Source organism: Rathayibacter sp. AY1C2, assembly GCF_002931195.1.
Lineage (GTDB): Bacteria > Actinomycetota > Actinomycetes > Actinomycetales > Microbacteriaceae > Rathayibacter.
In genome coordinates, this window is record NZ_PSWG01000002.1 from 160,421 (window position 1) to 180,824 (window position 20,404).

Here is a 20,404-nt window from a genome sequence, read left to right on the forward strand (position 1 = left end):
GGCCCCGTCACCGACCCCGACGATCCGATGGGAAGCACCATGACCGACTCCGAGAAGTGGCAGTTCGAGACCAAGCAGATCCACTCGGGCGCCGCGCCGGACCCGGTGACCAAGGCCCGCGCGACGCCGATCTACCAGACCACCTCCTACGTCTTCGACAACGCGGAGCACGCCCAGAACCTGTTCGCGCTGGCCGAGTTCGGGAACATCTACACCCGCATCCAGAACCCGACCCAGGCGGTCGTGGAGGAGCGGCTCACCGCCCTCGAGGGCGGCTCCGGCGCCCTGCTGCTCGCCTCGGGCCAGGCCGCCGAGACCGCGGCCGTGCTGAACATCGCCCAGGCCGGCGACCACATCGTCTCGTCGTCCTCGATCTACGGCGGCACCTACAACCTCTTCAAGTACACCCTCGCCAAGCTCGGCATCGAGACGACCTTCGTCGAGAACCAGGACGACCGCGAGGAGTGGCGCCGCGCCGTCCGTCCGAACACGAAGCTGTTCTTCGCCGAGACCGTCGGCAACCCCAAGATCAACATCCTCGACATCCGCTCCGTGGCCGATGTCGCGCACGACGCCGGCGTGCCCCTGATCGTGGACAACACCATCGCGACGCCCTACCTGATCCGCCCCTTCGAGCACGGCGCGGACATCATCGTGCACTCGGCGACGAAGTTCCTCGGCGGCCACGGCACGGTCATCGGCGGAGCGATCGTCGACGGCGGCCGCTTCTCGTGGACCGCGAACGCCGAGCGCTTCCCCGGCCTCACCACGCCGGACGAGTCCTACCACGGTGCCGTCTACACCGACGCGGTCGGCGACTCCCTCGCCTACATCATCAAGGCCCGCGTGCAGCTGCTGCGCGACCTCGGCGCCTCGATCGCCCCGGCGAGCGCCTGGCAGCTCATCCAGGGCATCGAGACCCTCTCGCTCCGGATCGAGCGCCACGTGCAGAACGCGCAGGAGATCGCGGAGTACCTCGAGAACCACTCCGACATCGCCTCGGTGAACTACTCGGGCCTGCCCACCTCGCCCTGGTACGCCGCGGCCAACCGCTACGCGCCGAAGGGCGTGGGCGCGGTGCTCTCGTTCGAGCTCAAGGGCGGAGTGGACGCCGGCCGGGCCTTCGTCGACTCGCTGGAGCTGTTCTCGCACCTGGCCAACATCGGCGACGTCCGCTCGCTCGTCATCCACCCCGCGTCGACCACGCACTCGCAGCTCTCGCCCGAGCAGCAGCTGACCGCCGGCGTCACTCCGGGCCTGGTGCGCCTGTCGGTGGGACTCGAGAACGTCGACGACCTCCGCGCCGACCTCGACCAGGCCCTCCGCGCCGCGCGCGCCGTCGTCGAGGCCTCCCGCGCGAACGCCTGAGGCCCCTCGGCGCCCTGACGGGGTCCCCGTCCTCGGGGATCGCGTCAGGGCGCTCCGCGCGCGGGCGGAGGAGCGCGGGAGCAGGGCGTAACAAACGGCTCCGCCCCGCGGCGCTCTGACACGATGGACAGCGCTATGGACTGGCAGCAGACACTCGAGGACACGGTCCCGTCGGCGTTCGTCACCGAGCGCCAGCTCCTCTCGGTCATCGGCAAGCCGCCCGCCACCGGAGCCTGGCGCGACGGCGACCACCCGGGCGGACGCCGCTTCGTCGACCTCGGCCCGTTCGACTTCGAGGCGGGCGGCCGCCTCCCCCACGCCCGCATCGCCTACGAGAGCTGGGGCGCTCTGAACGAGCGCCGCGACAACGCCGTCCTCGTCCTGCACGCGCTGACCGGCGACTCCCACCTGCTCGGCCGCGGCGATCCCGGCCACGCGACGGACGGCTGGTGGTCGGGACTCGTCGGCCCCGGCCTCGTGATCGACACCGACCGCTTCTTCGTGGTCGCCCCGAACATGCTCGGCGGGTGCCAGGGCTCCAGCGGTCCCGCGTCCCTCGCCCCGGACGGCCACGAGTGGGGCGCACGGTTCCCGTACACGAGCATCCGCGACCAGGTGCGGGCGCAGGTGCAGTTCAGCGACCTGCTCGGCGTCGAGCGCTGGCACACCGTCATCGGCGGCTCGATGGGCGGGATGCAAGCGCTGGAGTGGGGGATCGACCACGCGGAGCGGGTCGCGCGCCTCGCGGTCCTCGCAGCTCCCCCGCGGGCCACGGCCGACCAGATCGCCCTCAACTTCGTGCAGCTCGAGGCGATCCGCAACGACGCGGCCTTCGCGGGCGGCTCCTACTACGACGCGGGCGACGGCCAGGGCCCGTACCACGGCCTCGCGCTCGCCCGCCGGATGGCACTGCTCAACTACCGCAGCCCCTCCGAGCTCAACGACCGCTTCGAGCGCAGCTGGCAGTCGGGGCTCAGCCCGCTCGGCGGCGGCGGCCGCTTCGCCGTGGAGTCGTACCTCGACTTCCACGGCAACAAGTTCACCCGCCGCTTCGACGCGAACAGCTACATCACGCTGGTCGAGGCGATGAACTCGCACGACGTCGGCCGCGGCCGGGGCGGCGAGGCGGCCGCCCTCTCCCGGATCACCAGCCCGACCCTCGTCCTCGGCATCGACAGCGACCGGCTCTTCCCGGTCGAGGGCCAGCGGATCATCGCGGCGCACGCTCCCGGCGCTCTCGACGGCGGAGAGGTCGCGGTGATCACCTCGACGTTCGGCCACGACGGGTTCCTCATCGAGGACGACGCGGTCGGCGCGCACCTCGCCCGGCTGCTGGCGCATCCCGCGACGGCCTGACCCGCCCGACTCCGGCGCGGTTCGACGCCCCGAACCGCGCCGACCGGCCCGGCCAGTGGCTATCGTGAGACGGGGGCCAGCCCCGCGCCACGACCGGAGGGGGCCAGAGCGTGCCGATGATCCGCAGCGCCCGCGAGCGCGATCGGCTGCTGCGCCACTCCGCCTGCGGGATCGGCCTGCTCACGGAGGCGGGGGGGCTCGGCATGGCCCTCATCCCCGGGACGCTCCAGCCCGCCGCCGTGCCGTTCGCCGTCGCGCTGCTCCTGGGCATGATGGCCGCCCACGTCGAGCTCGCCCGGACGGGGCGCCGCAGCCGCGTGATCACGGTCGCCGTCGGCGGCCTGCTGCTGGGCTGGGGCCTCGCCCTGGGGCTCGCTCCGGGCGCCGACTTCGCCGGGTTCGTCCTGGTCAACACCGCGAACGCCGTGACCGCGAGCATCGCCGTGGTCGTGACGACGTCCGCGCGCCGACTGCTCCTGCTGCTGCCGGTGCTCCTCCCGAGCCTGATCCCGTCGGTGCTCGTCTCGAGCGGCACCATGATCCCCACCGTGGTCGTCCAGAGCCTGCTGCCCTGGGGCACGCTCTGCGGATTCGCCCTCTGGATCGGCACAGCGGTCCCTCGGGTGGTGCGGCGGATCGACAGCATCGGCAACGCGCACCGTGTGGAGCGCCTCGCCAGCGAGACGGAGGCGCAGCGCCGGCAGGGTGCGCGGCTCCTGCACGACACGGTGCTGGCCACCCTCACGCTCCTCGCGCACTCGGGCCGCGGAGTGTCGGTCGACGCGCTCCGGCAGCAGGCGGCGCAGGACGCGCAGCTCCTGCGCCAGCTCCGGCTCGGCGGGACCCCCACCCCGAGCGCGTCCGGCTCCTACCAGCTGACCAGCGTCACCTCCGCCCCCGCGGCCAACACCCTCGAGACCGTCCGCAACCGCTTCGGCCGGATGGGGCTCGACGTGATCTGGCACGGCTCCGGCCAGGTGGCGCTCACCGGCGCGGCCCTCGACTCCTTCGTCCTCGCCCTGGCGGAGTGCCTCGAGAACGTGCGCCGCCACTCCGGTGTCGCCTCGGCCGACGTGACGATCACCGAGGACGAGACGACCGTCCGCGCGATGGTCACGGACGCGGGCGCGGGCTTCGACATCGCGACCGTCCCCGACACGAAGCTCGGCTTCAAGGAGTCGGTGATCGCCCGGCTCGGCGACGTCGGCGGCCGCACCAGACTGTTCAGCGCCCCCGGATCGGGGACGACCGTGGTGCTGGAGGTCCCGAAGTGAGCCCCGCACCGGAGTCGCGGGCCCCGCTGCTGGGACGCGTGCCCGCGACGCACGGCCGCTCCTCCCGGTCCGCCCGCTCGGTCCGTCGCCAACAGGAGGGGCTCGGCACCAACTACCTCGGCAGCGGCCTCAACGGCATCGCCGCCGCGATCCTCGCCTACGAGCTGCTGATCTTCCTCTCGACCTCCGCCCGCTACAGCGACCTCGCACCCGCGGCGATCGCCTGGGTCCTCGTCGTCCTGGCCTTCGGATCCACCGTCCTCGCGATCCACCTCGGCGGACGCCGCCTGCCGCTCCCGGTCTACCTCTGCTTCCTCGTCGCCGTCGGAGCGGCCGTCGTGCTCGACCTGGTGGCCGTGACCGACTCCGGCGCGGCCCGCACCGTCCCCACCGCCGCGGTCGCGGGCGCCGTCGCGCACGCCGCGCTGATCGTCCACCGGCGCGGGATCGAGATCCTCGCGGTGAGCGCCCTCGTCGCGATCGCCGAGGTGATCGCGTTCCTCTCGATGGAGTCGGGCGGCGCGGGCGCGCTCTCGGTGCGCATCAGCGCCCTCGTGGTGACGATCGCGCCGGCCGTCGTCGTGGTCGTGATGATGCGCGGATTCCGCCGGATGGTCCAGCTCGAGATCGACCGCGCCCTCGTGCAGAGCACCACGCTCGGCCCGCGCTACGCGGTCGGGATGCTCGCCTCGGAAGAGCTCGCACGGCTCGACCTCGCCGCCGAGCGCCTCCTCGCCGAGGTGGGCGACGGCTCGGTCCGCCTGCCCCTCGACGCCCAGCGCGCCGCCCACGCGACCTCGCTCGCCACCCAGCTCCGCCTCCACCTCATCGAGGGGCGGCGCGAGACCTGGCTGCACCACGCCGTGCTCGAGTCCGAGCTGCTCGCGCCGCTCGTCGAGCTCGACGACCCGGACGGCACCGCCGGACTCCTCGGGCACCAGCAGCGCGACGGGCTCCTCTCGGCGATCTGGCTGATGGCCGACAGCGCGACCGGGCTCGCCGTGGTCCTCCACGTCGAGTCGGGCAGCCCCCGCGATCCCGGAGCCGGGACGGCCGCCCGAGGACTGCTCGTGCCGATCACGCTCCGCTCCTCAGGCGCGCCCTTGCGCGGCGTCGATCCTGCGACGTGGGAGGCTATCGCTCAGGTCGGCGTCTTCCGCGACACCTCGCGCGACGGGGAGCTCCGGATCGAGATCGACTGCCTGGTCGAGAATCCCGCCGACCGGTGAGCAGCCGCCGAGAGACCGCCGACCGAAGGACACCGATGACACTCACCGCTGACGCGAAGATCACTCTCGCGGTCGTGGACGACCACAAGATGCTCCTCGGAGCGCTCACGGAGTGGATCCGCGGAGCCGCCTCCGACATCCAGCTGGTGGCCGCGGTCGCCTCCTGGCCCGAGCTGCTCACGCACCCCGAGTTCCCCGTCGACGTCGTCCTCCTCGACCTCGACCTCAAGGACAACATCCCGATCTCGGTGAAGCTCTCGACCCTCAAGACCACCGGGGTGAAGACCGTGCTGATGAGCACCTACTCCGAGCCCGCCGTGGTCCGCGAGGCGCTCGCCTCCGGAGCCCTCGGCTACCTGGTGAAGACCGAGGACGCGGACATGATCGTCGAGGCGATCCGCGCGGCCAAGGACGGCCACTCCTACATCTCGCACGAGCTCGACATGGCGCTCTCCACCGGCGACTCCGACGGAGCGCCGAAGCTCAGCGCGCAGGAGCGCCGAGTGATGGCCCTCTACGGCGGCGGCGAGCCGGTGAAGTCGGTCGCGTTCGAGCTGGGCATCTCGGAGGAGACGGCGAAGTCGTACCTCAAGCGGATCCGCGAGAAGTACCGCGTCGTCGGCATCGACGTCGGCACGAAGGTGGCGCTCCGCAAGCGCGCCATCCACGACGGGATCCTCATCGAGACGGACTGAGTCCTCTTCCGTGGCGGTCCCTGCCCGCCACGGCGCGGTCGGCTTCACGACGTGGTGCGTTCCGCGGAGCGAGGTGCGTCGCCCGGCATCGATCCGCTGGCACGCGGATCGCTGTCGTCGGGCTCCAGGGGGGCGGCAGCCCCGCCCGCCGCGGCGCGGTCGGCTTCACGACGTGGTGCGTTCCGCAGAGCGGGGCGCGTCGCCCGGCATCGATCCGCTGGCACGCGGATCGCTGTCGGCGGGCTCCACGAGGGCGCTGCGGTCGCCGCCCGCCGCGGCGCGGTCGGCTTCACGACGGGGTGCGTTCCGCAGAGCGGGGCGCGTCGCCCGGCATCGATCCGCCGGCACGCGGATCGCTGTCGGCGGGCTCCACGAGGGCGCTGCGGTCGCCGCCCGACACGGCGCGGTCGGCTTCACGACGGGGTGCGTTCCGCAGAGCGGGGCGCGTCGCCCGGCATCGATCCGCTGACACGCGGATCACTGTCGGCGGACTCCACGAGGGCGCTGCGGTCCCCGCCCGACACGGCGCGGTCGGCTTCACGACGTGGTGCGTTCCGCGGAGCGAGGTGCGTCGCCCGGCATCGATCCGCTGACACGCGGATCACTGTCGGCGGACTCCAGGGGGGCGGCGGTCCCCGCCCGCCGCGGCGCGGTCGGCTTCACGACGTGGTGCGTTCCGCGGAGCGGGGTGCGTCGCCCGGCATCGATCCGCTGACACGCGGATCGCTGTCGGCGGACTCCACCTCGTCGAGCGGCGGCCACCTGCTCCTGCAGTCGAGCCGGAAGGGCGTGCCCGAGTCGTGCCGGTCGAGTCGCCGCGGGACGCGGCGTATCGAGACCCGCCAGGCACGGACAACGGGTCGATGCTGGTCGAGATGCCGCGGGACGCTGGGCATCGAGACCCACCGGACCGGGACTGCGAGTGCTCCTGCGGGCCCGCGTCAGGGGGCCAGGACGGCGACCGTCATGCCGGGCGTGGCGGCGGGGGCGTCCATCGCGACGAGGGCGGCGGGCAGGTCCTCGAAGGCGATGGTGCGGCCGACGGAGTCGGCGGGGCGCAGACGGCCGGCGACGACGTCGTCGAGGAGGGCCGTGTAGCCGCTCCGGGCGATGCCGTGGCTGCCCAGCAGCTCCAGCTCCTGGGCGATGACCCGGCCGAGCGGGATCGCCGGTGCGGCGTCGGGCCCGAGCAGCAGACCCACCTGCACGTGCCGGCCGCGCGGACGCAGGGCGGCGATCGACGCCTCCGCGGTGACCCTGCTGCCCACGGCGTCGACCGCCAGATGCGCCCCTCCTCCGGTCGCCGCCCGGATCGCCTCGGCGGCACCCTCGCTTCCGGGGACGGTCACCGCCCCGAGCGCGGCCGCGGCCTCCCGCGCCGGGGCGGAGACGTCCGACGCCACCACGCGGGCCCCGGCCGCGAGCGCGACGATCACCGCGGAGAGGCCGACTCCGCCGCAGCCCAGCACCGCGACCCACTCCCCCGGGGCGACCCGGCCGCGCTCGTGCAGGGCGTGGTACGCGGTCCCGAAGCGGCAGCCGAGACCGGCCGCCTCGACGAAGCCGACGGAGTCGGGCAGTCGCACCAGGTTGAGATCCGCACCCGGCACGGCCACCGCCTCGGCGAACGACCCGTCGAGGGTGAATCCCGGCTGCTGCTGCCGGAGGCACACCTGCGTCGCCCCCTCCCGGCACTGCTCGCAGTCGCCGCAGGCGAACACGAACGGCGCCGTGACCCGGTCGCCGACCGCGAAGAGCGACACCTCGGCTCCCGTCGCGATCACCGTCCCAGCGAACTCGTGCCCGGGGATCTGCGGCAGGACGACCGAGTCGTCGTGCCCCTTCCACGCGTGCCAGTCGCTCCGGCACACCCCGGTCGCCGCGACGCGGACGACGACGCCGTCGACGGGGCAGACGGGCTCCGGGACCTCGACGATCGCGGGGAGGGCGGAGAAGGACGAGTAGCTCACGGCGCGCATGCCGAGAGTCTTCCAGAGGCCCGGGCCGCGCTCTGCTTACAGCGCGTCGACCGGGATGCCGCCGGTGCCCGGCTGGGCGGGCTCGCGGTGGACCGGGTAGACCGTGCCCCGGGTGCGGTCGATCGCGATGCTGCCGACGGCGAGCACGATTCCGGCCGCGGTCAGGCCCACGCCGACCCAGATGGGAGACAGGTAGCCCAGTCCGGCGGCGATCGTCAGGCCGCCGAGCGCGGCACCCACCGAGTTGCCGATGTTGAGGGCGGAGTGGTTGAGCGCGGCCGCGATCGTCTGGCTGTCGCGCGCCACGTCCATCAGCCGGGTCTGGATCGCGGGCGACGCGGCCGCCGAGAAGCCCGCCGAGAGGAACGCGAACACCACCAGGCCGACGACCGACGAGGCCGACAGCGCGAGTCCGATCAGCGAGACGCCGACGCCGGCGAAGAACACCACCAGCGCCCGCCGCACGTCGCGGTCGGCGGCCCAGCCGCCGACGAGGTTGCCGACGGTCATCCCGAGGCCGATGACGACCAGGATCCACGGGACAGCGCCGAGCGGCAGGCCCGTCACCTCGGTCGCGAGCGGCGAGATGTAGCTGTACATCGCGAAGAGTCCGCCGAAGCCGATGGCGCCGACGAGCAGGGTCATCCAGACCTGCAGGCGCCCGAACGCCCGCAGCTCGTTGCGGACGGTCGCCGCCGGATTCCCGGGCTGCGCGGGCACCAGAAGCTGGACGGCCACGACGGTCAGCGCGAAGAGCACTGCGACCACGAGGTAGGCGGTGCGCCAGCCGGCCACCTGCCCGACCCAGGTGATCGCGGGCACGCCGACGACGTTCGCGATCGTGAGCCCGGAGAGGACGAACGCGACTCCCTTGCCGCGCTTGCCGGGACCCATCAGGTCGGCGGCGACCAGGGAGGCGATGCCGAAGTAGGCGCCGTGCGGGAGCGCGGCGACGAAGCGCGCGGCGAGGACGAGCGGGAAGCTCGGGAGCAGCGCCGAGCCGATCGTCCCGACGGTGAAGGCGACGAGGAGGGTCAGGAGGAGCCTCTTGCGCGGCCAGCGCGCCGCTGCGGCGGCGATGGTGGGGGCGCCGACCACGACGCCGAGTGCGTAGGCCGAGATCAGCATCCCGGCCTGCGAGACGGCCTGCTCCTGGCTCACGGCCCAGACCCCGGGGAGGAGGTCGGCGGCGAGCTGCGGGAGGAGCCCCATCGCGACGAACTCGGTCGAGCCGATGCCGAAGCCCCCCATCGCGAGGGCGAGCAGGGCGAGGCGGGTCCGAGCGGGCGAGAGCGTCACCGGTCAAGGCTACTCAGGATCGGGCGGATGTCGAATCGATTCGAGAAAGCCCGGACACGAGAGGTCTCGGCGCGGACCCGCTACTCCCCCAGCGCGTCGTTCAGCCGGGCGATCTTGCCGTCGATCTCGCCCGAGTAGCCGGGGCGGATGTCCGCCTTCAGGACGAGCGACACGCGCGTCCCGAACGCTCCGACGGCCTCCGTCGCGCGCTTGACGACGTCGAAGACCTCGTCCCACTCCCCCTCGATCTCGGTGAACATCGAGGTCGTCCGCGACGGCAGGCCGCTCTCGCGGACGATGCGGACGGCGGCGGCGACGGCGTCGTGGACGGACGCGTCGGGCGCCTCGCCCCCGGACGGTGCGACCGAGAATGCGACGAGCATGGGAGCCTCCTTGACTGCGCGCACCGCGTGCCGGCCCCGCGCCCTCCGAGCCTACGAGCCCTGGGGCGCCAGGCGGGTCTCGCCGGTCAGCGACGACGCGGAAGTCGTGGCGCCGGGTGCGACGACCCGCGCCGTCCCCATCCTCCACAGCTCGCGCAGCAGCCAGCCGAGCAGCACCACGAGGAGGATGTTCCGCACGGTCAGCACGAGCACCATCCACCAGTGCGACCAGAGGAGGAAGAGGTAGAGGTACGGGTAGACCACCTGGGTCAGAGCCGCAGTGACGAGGGTCAGCTTCGCGGGCCGGTCGAACGCGCCGTCGCGGCACGCGATCAGCCCGGCGATCACCGGCGGCGCGAGCCAGACGATGTACTGCGGCGAGAGCACCTTGTTGGTGTCGATGAACACGACCACGAAGGTCAGCGCGAGCAGCGGGAACAGCCTCGCGGGGTCCGCCCGGCGGGCGAGAGCACGGGCACCCAGCAGGGCCACGCCGAGCATGGCCAGAGCGAGCAGCGGGGTCATCAGGCTCGCCGCGAACTCGGTGCCGGGCCCGTGCATCTCGAAGGTGTTGATGTCGGCGGCGTAGTAGACGTAGCTCCCCGATCCCGGGAGGACCGACAGCCACATCCAGGGAGTGCTCACGACGGCCTCGATCTGGAGGCCCCGATCGGTCTGATCGGTGACGAAGCTGAAGACCTGGTCCCCGCCACCGACGAGGACGACCGCGAGCACGATGATCACGGAGGCGACCGCGGGGACGAGGACCATCCGCAGCCGTCCGCGCAGGACCAGCACGGCAGCGGCGAGGATCGCGGCCGGCCACACCTTGATCCAGGTGGCCACGGTCAGCAGCAGCGCCGCGACGCCCGGACGGGTCGCAGCCCAGAGCATCCCGGCGATGGCCGGCGGCGCGGTGAAGGCGTCGATGCGGCCGATGGCGATCGGCCCGAGGAGGACGAGGAACAGCAGCCACCAGCGCGCCGCCGCGAGGCGCGGTGCCGACCGGCCGCGCAGCAGCAGGGCGAAGGCGGCGGCATCGGCGAGCGCGACGAGGACGAGCCACATCAGGTCGTAGCCCGCCGAGCCGAAGAGCCAGGAGGCGGCGATCGGGCCCCAGGCGAGGATCGGGTAGACCCAGCCCGTGTCGATCCCGGCGATGCCGCCGCCCTCGACGGCGGTCCTCATCCACTCCTTGTAGACGATGCTGACGTCGCCCATCGGCAGACCCGGAGCGAACAGCGCCAGGAGGGAGAGCACCACGTGCACCAGCGCGAAGGCGCCCCAGAGCACGGCGACGGAGTCGCGGTTCTCGCGCAGCCGGGCGAGGGGGCGGGAGGACGCTCGAGGAGGGGAGGACGGCACCGCGTCATTGTAGAGGGGCCGCTGAACGGGACCCTGGCAGCACCTGAGCCCGCCTGAGAGCGCCGCTCCCGCCGGGCATCGGTCCCCCGGCGGCGTCGGTCGCCGCCGGGCGTCAGCAGCCGGCATCACGACCCGATGAACTCAGTAGCCGGCGAACGCGTCGGTGCGGATCCGCTTCGCCCCGGCACCGCGCAGGGCGCCGCGAACCGAGTCGACGAACGACGGCGACCCGGAGACGTAGCCCACGCGGCGGCCGGCGTCCGGCACCGCGTCCGCGAGCAGCTCGGCGGTCAGTCGGCCTGTGACGTGCGACCACCGTGCGGGCAGGTCGGTCGGCGCCTCCTTCGAGCAGAGCACGACCCGGGCCCCCGACTCCTGCAGCAGGTCGCGGTACGCGACCTCGGCGAGGCTCGGCGCGGCGACCACGACGACGACGTCGCGCCGCGGACCGTCCGCGAGCGAGCGGAGCTGACTGGCGAACGGGGTGATCCCGATGCCGCCCGCCACCAGCAGCAGTGGCACGGCGGGATCGGCAGGCAGGACGAAGTCACCGCCGACGCTCGTCGCCCGGAGCGAGTCGCCGGGCTCCAGAGCGGCGAGGGCGCGCTTGAAGCTGCTCGCCTTCTCCGGCATCCGCAGGGCGATCGCGATCTCGCCGTCGGACGGAGCGGAGGAGACCGAGAAGGTGCGCCGGCTGCCCCGGCTGTCGGCGCGGTGCGGCAGGTCGAGCTCGAGCCACTGGCCCGGCTCGAAGGTCAGCGGCGAGCGGGAGCGGAAGCGGTACTCCGCGATGCCCGGCGCCAGCACGCGGGTCGAGGCGAGCTCGAGCGTGTGCCGCCGACGCTGGCGGAATGCGAAGGCGAACGCGAGGGCGTTGCCGACCACGAGGCCCAGCTCCGGAGTGGCGGAGACGACGCCGATGTGGAAGGGGACGCTCGCCACGAGCGCTGCGACGACCGCGATGATCAGCTGCTGCGAGCGGCGCGGCGCGAGCGTGAGCGGCTCCGTCAGCATGAAGGCGCCGGCGAAGACGAAGGGGTAGGCCGTGAGGACCAGAGCCGCCGCGGCGCCGAGGTCCTGGCCGTTCTGCACCGCCTGCTGCACGGACACCCCGCCGGCGACGACGACGAAGACGGCGAAGACGGCCCAGCGGCGGACCCGCGCGACGATCAGGAGGGAACCCACGACGACGAACGGCCAGATCGCGCCACTGGCGATCCACCAGGCTCCGGCGTTGAGCCCGGTGAAGCCGATGATCAGCACGGCGACCGCGGCCGGGTTGAAGAGGTGGCGGCCCCGCCAGGCCAGGACGTACTTGGACGCGGCGGCGATCGCGCCGACGAGCGCGATCACGGCGAGCCCGCGGGGGTCGGCCGTCGGGAAGAGCAGGCAGGCGATCAGCAGACCGGTGACGAGCGAGGACTCCAGGTGCGCGCGGCTGCGGAACAGCCGCGCGAGGACCGCGCTGACCAGGGCCGTCGAGGCGACGGCGACGAGCGTCGTGCCGAGGATCTCGAGCGGCGTCGAGAAGATCAGGCCGGCTGCGGCGTAGCCGACGGCGACGAGCAGGAGCGCGGCGAGCGTCATCCAGACCAGCCGGTAGGTGGTGACGCGGCCGAGGGCGCGGTCGAAGGTGCCGATCATCGGAAGACCTCTCCGGGGAAGGAAGGCGAGTAGTGGAGGGTGCCGTCGCTGCGGACGCGGACGAACTCGAAGTCGAAGCGCTCGGCGAGGGCCTCGGGCGGACAGACGAACAGCGCGGTCGCGAGCCCGTCGGCGACGAGGGCCGTGTCGGCCACCGCCCAGGCGGCGACGATGCTCTCGACAGGAGCTCCGGTCCGCCCGTCGAGGACGTGGTGGAGGCCGCTGCCCCAGGCGCGGCGGTTGCTCGCCGAGCCGCAGAGCGCGCGGTCGCCGGGCACCGCCACTCCCAGTGCGCTGCTCGGGTCCCACGGGTGCTCGAGGCCGACCCGGACGGGTCCGGCTCCGATGCCCCGGAGGTCGCCGCTCGCGTCGACGACGGCGGGCCCGGCTCCGTCGAGCTCCTCGAGGACGAGGTCGACGAGCTGGCCCTTGCCCGCGGCGCCGACGTCGACGACGGTCCCGGGCTCGACCCGCAGTCCCGCCGCCCCGCGTCGGGCGGCGGCCCAGGAGGGAGCGGGGACGGCGGGTCCGCGCGGGACGAGGGTGTACGCGGAGTCGTAGCCGAGCTGCTCGAGAGAGCCGCCGACGAAGGGGGTGACCGCCCCGCCGGTCAGCTCGTCGAGCACGTCGTACAGTGCGAAGAGGTCGGCCGCCTCGTCGGGGAAGACGTGCTCGCCTCCGACCCGCAGCTGCGAGACGGCGGAGTCGTCACGGAACCGCGACCAGGTGCGGTCGTACTCCGCGATGCGCGCCTCGACCCGCGAGCGGTGGAAGGGCTCGAGCGGCTCGGCGGTGTCGATCTGCCAGCCGGTGCCGATCGCGTCGAACCGCCACGCGTGGCCGAGGACCGTCGGGGCGTCAGGCCGTGGCATCGGCCTTGATGGTCTCGACGGCGTCGTTGAAGCCGCCGGAGGTGAGGGAGGACCCCGACACCTTGGAGACCTTCAGCTCGTCGAGCTGCTTGCCGACGACCTCGCCCGCGATGCCACCCGCGAAGCGCGACTGGTACTGCTGGCCGGTGGGGTTCTCCGACTCCGGGGTCACGGTCACGTCGGTGACGACGCCGTCGGCGAGGGTCAGCGAGACGCCCACCTTCTCGTTCCCTCCGGGCGAGGTGTAGGCGCCCTCGGCCTCGTAGGTGCCGTCGGCGTAGCTGCTGCCGCTCGCGGCGGAGGACGCGGCGCCGGTGGCCTCGGGGGCGGAGCTGGTGGCGGTGCTCGGAGCGGTGGTGGTCGCCGCGTCGGCGGCGTCGCTCCCGGTCGTGGTGGTGCTGGAGCAGGCGGCGAGCGCGGCGAGGGTGCCGGCGCCGGCGAGGAGGGTCAGGGCGTAGCGGGCGGGAGTCGTGGTCTTCGCGGTCATGTCTGTTCTCCTGGTCAAGGCGGACGCGGCGGATCCGACGGTAGAGGTGCTCGCTTCGAGCACCCGATGAGGCGGCGGTGCGGAGCCGGTGAGCCGGGCCGCGGGCGTCGCTTCCCCCAGGACAACGGCGGCGGTCCCGGTTCGGTTCAGCGCTCGTCCGACGGGCGTGTCAGCGCAGGAGTGCGGCGACCACTCCGGGCAGGTGCTCCGCGATGTCGAGCGCGGCGATCGGGCCGCCGGCGGAGGCGCTCCGTCCGGCCTCCGCCTGCAAGACGGCGGCCGCGGCGGCCACGGGGGCGAGGTCCTCCGCGGTCAGAGTCGCCCCGGCCGCCTCGGCGTCCGCGGCCCGACCGGCGAGGAGTGCGCCGAGCACGCCGCCGAGGACGTCGCCGCTGCCCGCGGTCGCCAGCCAGGGCGTCGATCCGGAGACCTCGAGCTCGACGCCGCCCGCGACGACGTGGGTGGTGCCGCCCTTGAGGAGCACGCAGACTCCGAGGCGGTCCGCCGCCCGGCGCGCCCACTCCCCCGGGGCCTCGGCGATCGTCGCGGCGTCCGCGTCCAGACCCGCTCGGCCGAGCACTCCGGCGAGCTCGCGGTAGTGCGGCGTGATGACGACCGGGCCTGCGGCCTCGTCGATCAGGTCGAGCGCGCCCGCGTCGAGCACCACCGGGACTCCCGAGTGCAGCTGCTCGATCAGGGTGCGCCGCTCCTCGTCGCTGCGGTCCTCGGCGCTGGTGCCGGAGCCGACGAGCCAGGCCTGCACGCGTCCCACCGTCGTCACGACCTCCGGCCGCCGGGCGAGCACCAGTCCCGCGGGCCGCTCCGGTCCGAGGTAGCGGACCATGCCGACTCCCGTCCGCACCGCCGCCTCGACGCCGAGCACCGCCGCTCCCGGGTACCGCTCCGACCCGGTCGCGATCCCCAGCACCCCGCGCGTGTACTTGTCGTCGTCCTCCCGCGGCACCCTGATGCTCCGCGCCGCCTCCGCCGTCCCGACCCGCTCACCCATCCCGCCACCCTACGTCGCCCTGCGACGGAGCCGCCCGGTGCCGCCGCTGGCGCACTGGTGCCGGCGCTGGCGCACTGGTGCCGGCGCAGCCGCGCCCCTCTCCCCTTGCTCCAGAGGGGCGCGGGTGCTGGAGGGGGCAGTCGCAAGGCGGAGGAGGAAGCGGTAGCGGCGGTATCGCGCCCGACGACAACGCCCCCTCCAGCACCCGCGGGCGCGGGCCGAGGAGGGGTCGGATGCAAGGCGGAGGAGGAAGCGATACCGGCGGTATCGCGCCCGACGACAACGCCGCAGACGGCCCCTCCGCGGCCCGCGCCTAGCGGCGGGTGGCGTCGTCGACTTCGCCGACGAGCTCCTCGATGATGTCCTCGAGGAACAGCACTCCGGTGGCGCGGCCCTGCTCGTCGAACGCGCGGGCGAGGTGGGCGCCGGTGCGCCGCATGATCGCGAGGGCGTCCTCGAGGTCGGTGGCCTCGAAGATAGAGGCGAGCTGGCGGATGCGCTTGGCGGGGACGGGGAGGCGGAACTTGGCGCCCTCCGTGTCGCCGTCGAGGTCGAGGACGTCCTTGAGGTGGATGTAGCCCTCGGGGGTGCCGTCCTCCCCGAGGATCACGTAGCGCGAGAAGCCGTGCTTGGCGACGGCGCGCTCGACGTCGGCGGGGGTCGCTCCGCTGGGGAGGCTGACGATTCCGTCGAGGGGCAGGGCGACGTCGTGGACCTTCTTCTCGGTGAACTCGAACGCGGCGAGGAGGGTCCCGGTCGAGTCGCGGAGTGTGCCCTCGCGGGTGGACTGGTCGACGATCGTCTGCACCTCCTCGAGCGTGAACGTGCTGTTCGCCTCGTCCTTGGGCTCCACCTTGAAGAGGCGGAGCACTCCGTTCGAGACCGCGTTGAGGGCGACGATGATCGGGCGGAGGACCCGGGCGATGGCGACGAGCGGCGGCGCCAGGAGGAGCACGGCGCGGTCGGGCATCGAGAACGAGATGTTCTTGGGGACCATCTCGCCGAGCACCACGTGCAGGAACGACACGATCAGCAGCGTGATGACGAAGGCGACGGTGCCGGAGAGCTCGTCGGGGATGCCGACGGCGTGCAGCGGCACCTCGAGCAGGTGGTGGATCGCCGGCTCGCTCACGTTGAGGATCAGCAGCGAGCAGACGGTGATGCCCAGCTGCGTGGTCGCGAGCATCAGTGTGGCGTGCTCCATCGCGGCGAGCGCGGTGATCGCGCTGCGGCGTCCGCTCTCCGCGAGGGGCTCGATCTGAGAGCGGCGCGCGGAGATGACCGCGAACTCCGCTCCGACGAAGAAGGCGTTCGCGGCGAGGAGCACCACGAGCCAGGCGATTCCGGCCCAGTCACTCATCGTCGGACTCCTTCCGTCCGCGGTGTCCGCGGGCGACGTCGGCGAGCGGGTCGGGGATCCCGTCGGGATCCGCGTCGGGATCGGGCGTGAAGCGGAGGCGGTCGATGCGGCGGCCGTCCAGGCGCTCGACGCGCAGAGACCCGCCCTCGACGTCGACCCTGTCGCCGACGGCGGGGAGGCGGCCGAGCTCGCTCATCACGAATCCGGCGACCGTCTCGTAGGGCCCCTCCTCGGGGATGTGCACGCCGGCGCGGTCGAGGACCTCGTCGGGGCGGAGCATGCCGGGGAAGGTGGTGGAGCCGGGGAGCTTGACGACGTCGGCCCGGGAGCGGTCGTGCTCGTCGGCGACCTCGCCGACCAGCTCCTCGACCAGGTCCTCGAGCGTGGCGACGCCCGCCGTCCCGCCGTACTCGTCGACGACGACCGCGAGCTGGAAGCCGCGTCCGCGCAGCTCCGTGAGCAGCACGTCGAGCTTCATGGTCTCGGGGACGCGGAGCGGCTCGGAGCGCAGCGCCGTGACCGGCACGTCGGACCTCTTGCCGCGGGGCACGGCGACGGCCTGCTTGACGTGCACGACTCCGACGATGTCGTCGATGTCGTCGTCCGTGATCGGGAAGCGCGAGAACCCGGTGGTGCGGGCGAGGTCGAGCACGTCCTGCGCGGTGCTCGCGCGCTCGACCGTCGACAGGCGCAGGCGCGGCGTCATCACGTCGCCCGCGGTGAGGGCGGAGAAGCGGAGGGTGCGCCCGAGCAGGTCGGCCGTGTCCTCCTCGAGCAGTCCGGCGCTGGCGGAGTGGCGCACGAGGCTCGAGAGCTCCTCGGCGCTGCGGGCGCCCGAGAGCTCCTCCTTCGGCTCGATGCCGACCAGGCGCAGCAGGGCGTTCGCGCTGCCGTTCAGCAGGGCGACGGCCGGGCGGAACACCGTCGTGAACGCGGTCTGCAGCGGCACGACGAGCTTCGCGGTCGCCCGCGGCAGAGCGAGGGCGAAGTTCTTGGGGACCAGCTCGCCGAGGATCATCGACAGCAGGGTCGCGATGACGATGGCGACCACCGTCATGACCGGCGCGAGCGCCTCCTCCGGGATGCCGAGTCCGCTGAACGGCTCCTGGAGCAGCGTCGAGAGGGCGGGCTCCATCGTGTAGCCGGTGAGCAGCGTCGTGAGGGTGATGCCCAGCTGCGCGCTCGAGAGGTGCGTGGAGGTGACGCGCAGGGCCGCGATGGTCATGCCCAGGCGCGTCTCGCCGCGGTCGCGACGGGCCTCGAGGTCGGCCCGGTCGAGGTTCACCAGCGCGAACTCGCTGGCGACGAAGACGCCGGTGCCCAGGGTCAGCAGCAGGCCGACGCCGAGGAGGAGCCACTCAGTTCCCACGCTGGTCGCCCCCGGTCACGAGAGGGAGGTGCGAGGAGGGCCGGACGGTGCGGGCCGGCGGAGCGGCGGCACCGGAGCGTCGAGCAGGAGTCCGAGGAGCACGGCAGTGAGCGGAACAGGCCGGATGCGCAGAGGGAGGGTCGTCCATTGTGGCGCCGAGTCTACCCGCCGCGGAGCGCCGCCGGGCGTGCTCCGACGCGGCGGCTCAGAGCCACTTCTTCCGCTTGAACACCGCGTAGAGCGCGAAGCCGAACAGCACCATCAGGCCCAGCGCCCAGGGGTAGCCGAGCCGCCAGTGCAGCTCCGGCATGTCGTCGAAGTTCATCCCGTAGATGCCGGCCACGAGCGTCGGGGCGAAGAGGATCGCCGCCCACGAGGAGATCTTGCGGACCACGTCGTTCTGGGCGAGCCCGGTCTCGGTCTGCCGGCGCGAGACGAGCGTCGAGTGCACCGTGAGCGCCTTGTCGAGGATCGCGCGCAGGGAGTCGACCGCCTCCGTCACGCGGATGGTGTGGTCGAGCACGTCGCGGAGGGAGCGGCGCAGCTCGATCCGCTCCGGCGAGGGCGAGGGCTCCCCCTCCACGGGCGTCGACTCCTGCAGCAGCTCGTGCAGCAGGGCGGTCAACGGCTGCACCGAGCGCTGGAAGTGGATGACCTCGCGCGAGAGCCGGTAGATGCGCTCGGAGAGCCCGTCGTCCGAGTCGTCGCCGAAGAGCTGGTCCTCGATCTCGTCCACGTCGCCCTGGACGCCGAACACCACCGGCGCGTACTCGTCGACTACCTGGTCGAGGATCGCGTAGAGCACCGCTTCGGGCCCGCGGGCGAGGAGGGCCGGATCCTCCTCCAGGCGGCGGCGCACGCGGGCGAGGTCCGGGGAGTCGGCGTGCCGGATGGTCACCACGAAGTCGGGGCCGACGAAGACGTGCAGCTCGCCGAAGACGACCGTCTCGGCGGCGTCCGCGTAGCGCGCCGGCCGCAGCACGACGAAGAGCCCGTCGTCGTAGCGCTCGAGCTTGGCCCGCTGGTGCCCGCTCAGCGCGTCCTCGACGGCGAGCGGGTGCAGCCCGAACTCCTCGGCGACCGCCTCGACCTCCTCGCGCGTCGGGCGGTAGAGGCCGATCCAGGCCATGCCGTGCTCGTCGCGCATCAGCTCGAAGGTGTCCTCGAGCGAGTCAGGGTTCCGGATGCGGCGGCCGTCGACGTACACGGCGTTGTCGACGATGGTCATGGGCTCGGTTCTAGCACGCGGCGCCCGCTCACCAGCTGACCGGCAGCGCCTTGCCCTCCTCGTAGCCCGCGGCCGACTGCAGGCCCACGTGCGCCCGCTCGTGGAAGTCGGCCACGCTCCGGGCGCCGGCGTAGGTGAAGGACGAGCGGACCCCCGAGGTGATCATGTCGAGCAGGTCCTCGACCGAGGGCCGCAGCGGATCGAGGTAGATGGTGGAGGAGGAGATGCCCTCGGCGAAGAGGCGCTTGCGGGCGAGCTCGTACGCGTCGAGGCGGTCGAAGCGCTCCTGCACCGCCTTCGCCGAGGCCATGCCCCAGCTCTCCTTGTAGACCCGGCCGGCCGCGTCGCTGCGCAGCTCCCCCGGAGCCTCGATCGTGCCGGCGAACCAGGAGCCGATCATCACGGAGGCGGCGCCCGCGGCCAGCGCGAGGGCGACGTCGCGCGGGTAGCGCACCCCGCCGTCCGCCCAGACGTGGGCGCCCAGCTCGTGCGCGCGCTCGGCCGTCTCGAGGACGGCCGAGAACTGCGGGCGGCCGACCGCGGTCATCATCCGGGTGGTGCACATCGCGCCGGGGCCGACGCCGACCTTGAGGATGTCCGCTCCCGCGTCGACGAGGTCGTGCACCGCGTCGGCCGTGACGACGTTGCCCGCCGCGATCGGCACTCCGAGATCGAGCGCGGAGACCGTCCGGAGCGCCCGGAGCATCCCCTCCTGGTGGCCGTGCGCGGTGTCGAGGACGAGGACGTCGACGCCCGCGGAGACGAGCGCGCGCGCCTTCGCCTCGACGTCGCCGTTGATGCCGATCGCCGCCGCGACGCGCAGACGCCCGTCCGCGTCGAGCGCCGGGTCGTAGACGGTGGAGCGGAGGGCGCCGGTGCGCGACAGCGTGCCGACCAGGGCGCCGTGGTGCAGCACCGGGGCGAAGTCGAGGTCGGCGGCCACCATGAGGTCGAAGGCGGCCCGCGCGGTGGGCACGTCGTCGGCGTCGATCGAGGGCGTGGCGGAGTGGACCAGGTCGCCCAGGCGCGCGTCCGGCAGCGCGGTCGCCAGGCGCGAGGCCGGGACGCAGCCGAGGATCGCGCCGCCCTCCTCCTGCACCACGAAGCCGTGGCCGGCGACGGCCGGCAGGATGCGCAGCGCCTCCTCCACGGTCGTCGCCGGCGAGGCGGTGAGGGCGCCGGAGAAGGCGACCGGCTGGCGCTTCACCCAGCGGATCGCGGCGTCCAGCGCCTGCAGGGGCATGTCCTGCGGGAGGACGCCGAGCCCGCCCCGGCGCGCGAGCGTCGCTGCGAGGCGCTGACCGGTGACCGAGTTCATGTTGGAGGAGACGACGGGGATCGTCGCCCCGGTGCCGTCGCCCGGGGCGAGCGAGACGTCGAGGCGGCTCGTCACCGACGAGCGGCCGGGGACGAGGAAGACGTCCGAGTAGGTGAGGTCGCCTGAGGGTGTTCCGCCGGAGAAACGCATGGGGGAAACGCTACTCCGG

The 20,404-nt window shown here is 73.2% G+C and carries 17 protein-coding genes; 5 read left to right on the forward strand and 12 right to left on the reverse strand.

Features of this window, described 5'->3' with window-relative positions; genetic code table 11:
• The first annotated feature begins 39 nt into the window (after positions 1-39).
• The 5 genes from C5C55_RS02375 to C5C55_RS02395 all read left to right on the forward strand — a co-directional run bounded on the left by C5C55_RS02375 (position 40) and on the right by C5C55_RS02395 (position 5,922).
• Positions 40-1,368 carry a bifunctional o-acetylhomoserine/o-acetylserine sulfhydrylase gene (locus C5C55_RS02375; protein ID WP_104232884.1) on the forward strand — a complete coding sequence of 443 codons (1,329 nt, stop codon included), beginning with the start codon at positions 40-42 and terminating at the stop codon, positions 1,366-1,368.
• A 135-nt stretch (positions 1,369-1,503) separates the two neighbouring features.
• Positions 1,504-2,724 carry a homoserine O-acetyltransferase gene (locus tag C5C55_RS02380; RefSeq protein WP_104232776.1) on the forward strand — a complete coding sequence of 407 codons (1,221 nt, stop codon included), beginning with the start codon at positions 1,504-1,506 and terminating at the stop codon, positions 2,722-2,724.
• Positions 2,725-2,840: 116 nt separating this feature from the next.
• Positions 2,841-3,998, forward strand: coding sequence for a sensor histidine kinase (locus tag C5C55_RS02385; protein ID WP_104232777.1), 1,158 nt, complete (start codon positions 2,841-2,843; stop codon positions 3,996-3,998).
• On the forward strand, positions 3,995-5,227 hold the full coding sequence (locus tag C5C55_RS02390) for a hypothetical protein (RefSeq protein WP_104232778.1): 1,233 nt from the start codon (positions 3,995-3,997) through the stop codon (positions 5,225-5,227). The genes C5C55_RS02385 and C5C55_RS02390 overlap by 4 nt, the downstream gene beginning before the upstream one ends.
• Before the next feature lie 35 nt (positions 5,228-5,262).
• Positions 5,263-5,922, forward strand: a complete 660-nt coding sequence (locus C5C55_RS02395; protein ID WP_104232779.1) for a response regulator — start codon at positions 5,263-5,265, stop codon at positions 5,920-5,922.
• A gap of 941 nt (positions 5,923-6,863) precedes the next feature.
• Here C5C55_RS02395 and C5C55_RS02400 read toward each other — a convergent pair.
• From C5C55_RS02400 to C5C55_RS02455, 12 genes are all read right to left on the reverse strand, one after another.
• Positions 6,864-7,901 (reverse strand): alcohol dehydrogenase catalytic domain-containing protein, encoded by a 1,038-nt coding sequence (locus C5C55_RS02400; RefSeq protein ID WP_104232780.1) that lies wholly within the window; start codon positions 7,899-7,901, stop codon positions 6,864-6,866.
• A gap of 36 nt (positions 7,902-7,937) precedes the next feature.
• Positions 7,938-9,152, reverse strand: a complete 1,215-nt coding sequence (locus C5C55_RS02405) for an MFS transporter (RefSeq protein ID WP_104232885.1) — start codon at positions 9,150-9,152, stop codon at positions 7,938-7,940.
• A gap of 128 nt (positions 9,153-9,280) precedes the next feature.
• A complete protein-coding gene (locus C5C55_RS02410; protein WP_104224449.1) occupies positions 9,281-9,583 on the reverse strand; it encodes a thiamine-binding protein in 303 nt (100 codons plus the stop codon).
• Between the two features lie 51 nt (positions 9,584-9,634).
• Positions 9,635-10,948, reverse strand: coding sequence for a glycosyltransferase 87 family protein (locus C5C55_RS02415; protein WP_104329027.1), 1,314 nt, complete (start codon positions 10,946-10,948; stop codon positions 9,635-9,637).
• Positions 10,949-11,089: 141 nt separating this feature from the next.
• The gene (locus C5C55_RS02420; protein WP_104232782.1) at positions 11,090-12,592 is read right to left on the reverse strand and encodes an oxidoreductase; all 1,503 of its coding nucleotides are present in this window, start codon (positions 12,590-12,592) and stop codon (positions 11,090-11,092) included.
• Positions 12,589-13,464: an FAD:protein FMN transferase gene (locus C5C55_RS02425; protein WP_104232783.1), complete on the reverse strand. Its 876-nt coding sequence runs from the start codon at positions 13,462-13,464 to the stop codon at positions 12,589-12,591. The genes C5C55_RS02420 and C5C55_RS02425 overlap by 4 nt, the downstream gene beginning before the upstream one ends.
• On the reverse strand, positions 13,451-13,951 hold the full coding sequence (locus C5C55_RS02430) for an FMN-binding protein (RefSeq protein ID WP_104224453.1): 501 nt from the start codon (positions 13,949-13,951) through the stop codon (positions 13,451-13,453). Before C5C55_RS02430 ends, C5C55_RS02425 begins: the two co-directional genes overlap by 14 nt.
• 169 nt (positions 13,952-14,120) lie before the next feature.
• Positions 14,121-14,960 carry an ADP/ATP-dependent (S)-NAD(P)H-hydrate dehydratase gene (locus tag C5C55_RS02435; protein WP_104232784.1) on the reverse strand — a complete coding sequence of 280 codons (840 nt, stop codon included), beginning with the start codon at positions 14,958-14,960 and terminating at the stop codon, positions 14,121-14,123.
• A gap of 313 nt (positions 14,961-15,273) precedes the next feature.
• Positions 15,274-16,320, reverse strand: a complete 1,047-nt coding sequence (locus tag C5C55_RS02440; protein WP_104224111.1) for a hemolysin family protein — start codon at positions 16,318-16,320, stop codon at positions 15,274-15,276.
• On the reverse strand, positions 16,313-17,689 hold the full coding sequence (locus C5C55_RS02445; RefSeq protein WP_104225499.1) for a hemolysin family protein: 1,377 nt from the start codon (positions 17,687-17,689) through the stop codon (positions 16,313-16,315). The genes C5C55_RS02440 and C5C55_RS02445 overlap by 8 nt, the downstream gene beginning before the upstream one ends.
• A 205-nt stretch (positions 17,690-17,894) precedes the next feature.
• Positions 17,895-18,917 carry a magnesium/cobalt transporter CorA gene (gene corA / locus C5C55_RS02450; RefSeq protein WP_104224113.1) on the reverse strand — a complete coding sequence of 341 codons (1,023 nt, stop codon included), beginning with the start codon at positions 18,915-18,917 and terminating at the stop codon, positions 17,895-17,897.
• Between the two features lie 28 nt (positions 18,918-18,945).
• Complete coding sequence (locus C5C55_RS02455) at positions 18,946-20,385, reverse strand: GuaB1 family IMP dehydrogenase-related protein (RefSeq protein WP_104232785.1); 1,440 nt, start codon at positions 20,383-20,385, stop codon at positions 18,946-18,948.
• Between the last annotated feature and the right edge of the window lie 19 nt (positions 20,386-20,404).